The sequence below is a fragment of the Shewanella sp. POL2 genome (genome assembly GCF_000282755.1).
GTDB classification, from domain to species: domain Bacteria; phylum Pseudomonadota; class Gammaproteobacteria; order Enterobacterales; family Shewanellaceae; genus Shewanella; species Shewanella xiamenensis.
On sequence record NZ_AKZL01000040.1, the window covers coordinates 35,047 to 41,911 of the forward strand.

A 6,865-nucleotide genomic window follows, 5' to 3' on the forward strand; every position below is an offset into this window, starting at 1 on the left:
CGATGAACTTAGCCACTAACGCCTTATTACTCAAACGATGCGCCCAAACCGAGTTGCCGAATATCGAGGCCTTACCCTCTTACGCCCATGTGCCCGTCCATTTAACGCCCCAACATTGGCAGGCAGCCAATCGCCATTTAGTGAAAAAAATCCTCTGTGAGTTTACCCATGAGAAGCTCATCACCCCACAGATTTACGCCCAAGGCGCAAAGGTAAATCACTATGAGCTCAGGTTAAATGACTGCACGTATTACTTTAGCGCGCGCCATTATCAGCTCGACCACCTTGATATCGCGACAGATTCTATCCGAGTCACCAGTGCGGGCACTGAAAGACCCCTCGATGCCATGAGGCTGATAATCAGCTTAAAAAATGTGCTTGGCATCAGTGAAACCCTGTTGCCCACTTATCTTGAAGAAATCACCAGCACCCTCTACAGCAAGGCCTACAAGTTGGCCCATCAAGCCATCCCCGCCGCTACACTCGCTAAGGCCGATTATCAAACTATTGAGGCGGGCATGACCGAGGGGCATCCGGTGTTTATTGCCAACAATGGCCGCATTGGTTTTGATATGCAGGACTATTACCAATTTGCCCCCGAGAGTGCCAGCGCGCTTCAGCTAGTGTGGATTGCGGTGCGTAAGGACAAAACCACCTTCTCCTCCCTCGAAGGATTAGACCATGATACCTTGCTAAAACAGGAGCTTGGTGAACAGTTCACCGAGTTTCAACAACACTTAAGCGCACTGGGGCAAGCGGCCAATAGCTTTTATTTTATGCCCGTTCATCCGTGGCAATGGCGCGAAAAGATTGCCCGCACCTTTGCCGGCGAAATCGCCCTCGGCGACATTATTTACCTTGGCCAAAGCCAAGATTGCTACCAAGTTCAGCAATCGATCCGCACCTTCTTTAACTTAAGTGCGCCGCAAAAATGCTACGTCAAAACCGCGCTTTCTATCTTAAACATGGGCTTTATGCGCGGGCTTTCGCCGCTGTATATGAGCTGCACCCCGCAGATCAACGCTTGGGTAGCCAACCTTATCGAAAGCGACAGCTATTTTGCCGAGCAAGGTTTTGTGATCCTCAAAGAAATCGCCGCGATTGGTTATCACCACAGGTATTACGAAGAGGCACTCACCCAAGATAGCGCCTATAAGAAAATGCTGTCGGCGCTATGGCGTGAGAGCCCACTACCGCATATTGAGCCGCAGCAAACCCTGATGACCATGGCAGCGCTATTACACATAGATCATCAAGAACAGGCACTGATTACTACGCTAATTGAGCACTCAGGCTTAAGCGCCAAGGAGTGGGTCAAGCGCTATCTCAAGCTCTACTTATCGCCGCTACTGCACGCCTTCTTTGCCTATGATCTGGTGTTTATGCCCCATGGCGAGAACCTGATTTTAGTGCTCGATGCCGGTATCCCAGTCAAAATATTGATGAAGGATATCGGCGAAGAAGTCGCAGTACTCAACGGTAGCGAGCCACTACCTAAAGAGGTGCAACGCCTTGCGGTCGAGCTTGAAGAAGATATGAAGCTCAACTATATCTTACTCGATATTTTTGACTGTATTTTCCGTTACTTAGCGCCAATTCTGGATAAGCAAACCGCAGTGAGCGAAGCGCTATTTTGGGAGTTGGTGGCAGACAATGTACGCGACTATCAAGCCCAGCATCCGCACTTGGCGGACAAATTTGCACAATACGATCTCTTTAAAGACAGCTTCGTCCGCACTTGCCTGAATCGCATTCAGCTCAATAACAACCAGCAGATGATTGACCTTGCCGACCGAGAAAAAAATCTGCGCTTTGCGGGCGGACTTGATAATCCGCTAGCCGCCTTCAGGCAAAGCCATGCCTTTGGCTCAGCAAATAAGAAGCTAAAACCCTAAAGCATTTTCAACCTTGAGTGGGCCTGCGCCCACCCTGGGCACTCATCTGTGCCCAAAAACAACCTAGTCAATCAAACCGCCAAAATGGAATTTAAGATCATTATTATGAAAACCTTCGCCCTCAACCGACTCGCTGCTCACTGCCAACTCGCCATCACACGCCCAGAGCTTATCCTCTGCTCAGCCATACTCAGCACGCCCTATGCTTATGCAGATACTAGCGATACCCAGAAAAAACTCCACCAAAGACATTGAAATCATTAATGTCGTTGGTGCTAAGGATCTCCACGATAAGCGCTACAAAACCCCAGCGATGAACACGGCAACAGGCCTAGATTTGTCTTATTTAGATACGCCGCAATCCGTCACCTCGGTCACTCGCCAAATGATGCAAGATCAGCAGTTAAACAGTGTGATTGAAGCCATGACCAGCGTGGCTGGTATCAATGCCCGGCCAATGGACAACGACAGATACAGCATCAGTTCGCGGGGGATTGCGGTCACTAGCATTCTTTACGATGGCGTGCCCACCACCTATGACACTCGTTTTAACTACGGCGATAACCTTATCGATACCGCCATCTACGAGCGGGTGGAGATTGTCCGTGGCGCCACAGGGTTGATGACAGGTGCGGGTAACCCCTCGGCCGCGATTAACCTTATTCGTAAACGCCCAACGCAAGAATTTATGGGCAGCACCTCAGTGAGTGTCGGCTCATGGAACAATCTGCGCGGCATGGTCGATTTATCCAGCGGTTTAAATGACAGTGGCAGTATTCGTGGCCGTGTTGTCGCCGCCTATCAGGATAAAGAATCCTTCCAAGACAGATACCAGCAGCAACGCACCACCATCTATGGCATTGTTGAAACCGATATTAGCGACAGCACACTGCTGACCTTAGGAGTCGATTATCAAGACACCACGCCCGAAGGCACTATGTCCGGCGGGCTGCCGCTGTTCCACAGTGATGGCAGCCGTACAAATTACGATCGCGCTACCTCCACGGCCCCCGATTGGGCCTCGGCGCATACCCAAGGGCTCAATACCTTCGCCAGCCTTGAACATCGTTTTGATAACGGTTGGGAGCTAAAAGGCACCTACAGTTATGGCGATAACTCACTGGAATATAATGTGCTGTGGGCTACGGGTTATCCAGATCCTGTGACCAATCTTGGTGCAACCGCAGGTTCCATCGCCTATATTGACGGTAGCCGAACCCAACATAACCTAGACCTACGGGCGCAGGGAATGTTTGCCCTGTTTGGCCAAGAACATCAGCTCACTTTTGGCTGGACGGGTCAGCGCCAAGAGTTTGCCAACCCTTACTATTATCCTACGGCCGCAGTGCCGCCCTTGGGAGATTTTCGCGATCCCAACTTCCAATATCCAAAACCTCAGTGGAAGGAGACTCACACCACGGGCTCCTTCGGCGAAACCGAGCAAAGCGCCGCCTATGTGGCCACGCAGCTTAATCTGACCGATGCCTTGGCATTGCTCGCAGGGCTGCGCCTTAATCAGTGGCAAACCGACCAAGATAACTTTGGCAGCATGTATGACTTTAAGGTCGACAATGAGCTCACCACCTATTTTGGCTTGACCTACGCTCTGGGCGAGCAATACTCGCTTTACGCCAGTTATACGGATATTTTCGCGCCGCAAACCTTGCAGCGCATCGATGCCAGTTACATCGACCCCGTCAAAGGCAAAAACTACGAAGCGGGCATTAAAGCCAGCTTAATGGATGAAAGCTTAGATATGTCGTTGTCGGTATTTGAAATTCGCCAAGACAATGTTGGTGAACGCACCGGAGATGTACTGCCAGGCACCACTATCCCAGTGTATCGAGAGGTTAACGGCACTAAAACCCAAGGCTTTGAGTTTGAATCCACAGGCAAAATCACCGATGACTGGAATATCTACTTCGGCTACACCCAATTCAGTACCGATGATCCTAAGGGCAATCGCATCAACACCACTTCCCCTCGCCAGCAGCTAAAACTCTTTACCACTTATACCTTTAGCGGTGATTGGAACAAGTTGCAGCTTGGCGCTGGGGTAAATTGGCAAAGCCGAGTTTATCAAACCGTGAACTCGCCCTTAGGCAGAGTCGAGGTTGAGCAAGACTCCTACGCATTAGCAAGCTTAATGGCAAGTTATGCCTTTACCGAGCAGCTAAAGCTAAGCGCCAATGTGCACAACGCCTTAGATAAAACCTATTACAGCCAAGTGGGGCAATATAGCCAGTTCCAATATGGCACCCCGCGCAGCATGAGCGTGAATTTGGATTATCGCTTCTAACAGGCTGTCGATAACCAGCTGTTCATCAATGAAAACTGCGGTGAGTAGGCTCACCGCAGTTTAATCAATTCAAGCCAAAGGAGTGATTATGGCGCGCCAAAGGGAAACGCTACCGACCTTAGCCAAGCTTTCCAGAGGAACTCAACCTGAACATACCAAGCAGTGTCATCACAAACCCTCACAGAGTCTAGGCACTGTGGTCGGCGCGCAAACAACCGACTTAACAGCGTTAAGCCAAGTAGATTTAACTGAAGTAGCTCAGGAGTTTAATCAACGACTGGCGCTGCGTGCCCCATTTTATGCCCAGCATTTTGTGGCAACCACTAAGCCCCAAGGACTCAATATTGATACTTGGAGTCAGCCAGCCGTGTATCAATCGCTATTACTGGATTTTGCCAAGGCCTATCCACCTTTGGGGAAAACCTCATCTTCCAGCCCGTCAGAAAATATTCCCGAGCAAATATTGCTCAGCCATAGCTGCAACTCCAAAGCCCTGCACTCGCTATGGGGACAGTGGTATTTCGGTCTGTTAGTGCCCCCCATGTTGGAATGGATTATTAACGCGCCGCACTCACTCGCGAGCACCATTGAGCAGATTGAGCTGATTGATATAGTGCCTGAACATTTTTATCTTCGGCCCCACAATTCGGGCAGAGTCGCAGGTTTTGAGTTTCAATTAACACCCACTCCTAAGGTGAAAACCGCCATAGTGAAAGCCGCCATAGTTAAATCCACGGTCGTAACGCCACCCCGCGAGCGACAACTTATTAAGTGGATTCAAAGCCATCTAATCCCTAGCGTTGAGCGATTAACCGGTCTAAGCCCAACTCCCGCAAAGCTGTATTGGAGCCATTTAGGCTACCTTATTCACTGGTATTTAGGCGAAATGGCATTGCCAGAAATTGAATTTGAGCACCTCAAGGCGCTGCTATTTAACACAACATCCTTTGACGATGGCGAGGTTAATCCACTCTATAACAGCATTAATCTGCTACCCGCCCCAGTTGCTGACGTGGGCAATATTCGCCGCGTGTGCTGCTTAAGGTATCAACTCACGAATAGTCATCGCTGCGGCGATTGCCCGTTAGCTACGCGCGCCCAAGCAAAATGTGCTGCTCACGCTTAGCCTTATCGGTCGCAGCTCGCAGACTTGATGGACTATATGGATTACAACAGCCGTTGCCGCCGCTTTCATGCAACAGTTAGCAATCGGTCACCTTTCACGGCTTTTTCCCTCTAGCCCCCCGTGCTACACTCAAGCCCACGTCTTCTTAACACGATTATTTATGAAACAACTGCTTGATTTTTTGCCACTCGTTATCTTTTTTGCCGTCTATAAATTTTTCGATATTTATATCGCCAGTGGCGCCTTAATCGCAGCCACCGCACTGCAATTAGTCGTGACCTATGCGCTGTATAAAAAATTGGAGAAGATGCACCTGATTACCTTCGCTATGGTGACAGTGTTTGGCACCCTCACCTTAGTGTTCCATGATGATGCCTTTATCAAGTGGAAAGTCACTATTATTTATGCGTTATTTGCCCTAGCCCTTGGCGTGAGCCAACTACTCGACAAGTCGATTTTAAAGTCCATGTTGGGTAAAGAGATGAAGGTGGCCGATAAGATTTGGGCACATGTAACTTGGTACTGGGTAAGCTTTTTTGCCATCTGTGGCCTAGTCAATATCTATGTCGCCTTTAGTCTGCCATTAGAAACTTGGGTGAATTTTAAAGTGTTTGGCCTCACCGCCTTAACCCTGATTAATACCGTAATCACCGTCTTTTACCTTTATAAACATCTTCCCGAAGATCAACGCAAGGAACTCAAATAATGTGGTATATGATTTCAGCTCAAGATGTTGAGAACAGCTTAGAAAAACGTTTAGCAGCACGCCCTGCACATTTAGCACGCTTACAGGAACTGGCCGATGAAGGTCGCCTGCTCGTTGCCGGTCCACACCCGGCTATCGATAGCGAAAATCCAGGTGATGCAGGGTTTAGCGGCTCATTAGTGGTTGCAGATTTCGATTCGTTAGCCACAGCTCAAGCCTGGGCAGATGCAGATCCTTACTTCGCGGCGGGCGTATATCAAAGCGTTGTGGTTAAACCCTTCAAACGAGTTCTGCCTTAATGAAAATCGTTTCTTTCAATATCAATGGATTGCGTTCTCGCCTGCATCAATTGCAAGCGTTAATCGACAGCCATCAGCCCGATATTATCGGTCTGCAAGAAACCAAAGTGCACGATGAAGCCTTCCCGCTCGCCGAAGTTGAGGCCATGGGTTATCACGTGCATTACCACGGTGGCAAGGCACACTATGGCGTTGCCATGCTCTCCAAAGTCGCCCCACTTAAGGTGCAAAAGGGCTTTGCAACCGATGAAGAAGATGCCCAGCGCCGCATGATTATCGGCACCTTTGCTCAGGCAAATGGCCGTCCGTTAACTGTGTTGAATGGTTATTTCCCTCAGGGCGAAAGCATCGACCATCCGACAAAGTACCCTGCTAAGCGTAAGTTTTATCAGGACTTAATGACGCATTTGCACGCAAATCATAGCAATGATGAAGACATCGCCATCATTGGTGATATCAATATTTCGCCCATCGATTTGGATATCGGCATTGGTGAAGTCAACCGCAAACGTTGGCTAAAAACCGGAAAATGCAGCTTCC

Annotated in this window: 5 protein-coding genes and 1 pseudogene; all 6 read left to right on the forward strand. The window is 49.3% G+C overall.

All coding sequences use genetic code 11. The features are described from left to right. Positions 1 to 2: 2 nt before the first annotated feature. A complete protein-coding gene (locus SHEWPOL2_RS12340; RefSeq protein ID WP_037428623.1) occupies positions 3 to 1,895 on the forward strand; it encodes an IucA/IucC family siderophore biosynthesis protein in 1,893 nt (630 codons plus the stop codon). Between the two features lie 84 nt (positions 1,896 to 1,979). After that, positions 1,980 to 4,194 (forward strand): annotated as a pseudogene (locus SHEWPOL2_RS12345) (TonB-dependent siderophore receptor). Between the two features lie 88 nt (positions 4,195 to 4,282). Next, the gene (gene fhuF, locus SHEWPOL2_RS12350) at positions 4,283 to 5,320 is read left to right on the forward strand and encodes a siderophore-iron reductase FhuF (RefSeq protein ID WP_037428625.1); all 1,038 of its coding nucleotides are present in this window, start codon (positions 4,283 to 4,285) and stop codon (positions 5,318 to 5,320) included. A 160-nt stretch (positions 5,321 to 5,480) separates the two neighbouring features. Further along, the gene (locus tag SHEWPOL2_RS12355; protein ID WP_037428627.1) at positions 5,481 to 6,026 is read left to right on the forward strand and encodes a septation protein A; all 546 of its coding nucleotides are present in this window, start codon (positions 5,481 to 5,483) and stop codon (positions 6,024 to 6,026) included. Continuing rightward, entirely contained in the window at positions 6,026 to 6,325 is a 300-nt protein-coding gene (locus SHEWPOL2_RS12360) for a YciI family protein (protein ID WP_011072939.1), read from the forward strand. Before SHEWPOL2_RS12355 ends, SHEWPOL2_RS12360 begins: the two co-directional genes overlap by 1 nt. Beyond that, positions 6,325 to 6,865: exodeoxyribonuclease III (gene xthA, locus SHEWPOL2_RS12365; protein ID WP_037428630.1), on the forward strand; the 541-nt coding region annotated here is incomplete at its 3' end. The genes SHEWPOL2_RS12360 and xthA, both read left to right, overlap by 1 nt.

Excerpts from the sequence above, each read along its gene's own strand:
- SHEWPOL2_RS12340 (WP_037428623.1), top strand. The coding sequence starts at position 3 with ATGAACTTAGCCACTAACGCCTTATTACTCAAACGATGCGCCCAAACC.
- fhuF (WP_037428625.1), top strand. The coding sequence starts at position 4,283 with ATGGCGCGCCAAAGGGAAACGCTACCGACCTTAGCCAAGCTTTCCAGA.
- SHEWPOL2_RS12355 (WP_037428627.1), top strand. The coding sequence starts at position 5,481 with ATGAAACAACTGCTTGATTTTTTGCCACTCGTTATCTTTTTTGCCGTC.
- SHEWPOL2_RS12360 (WP_011072939.1), top strand. The coding sequence starts at position 6,026 with ATGTGGTATATGATTTCAGCTCAAGATGTTGAGAACAGCTTAGAAAAA.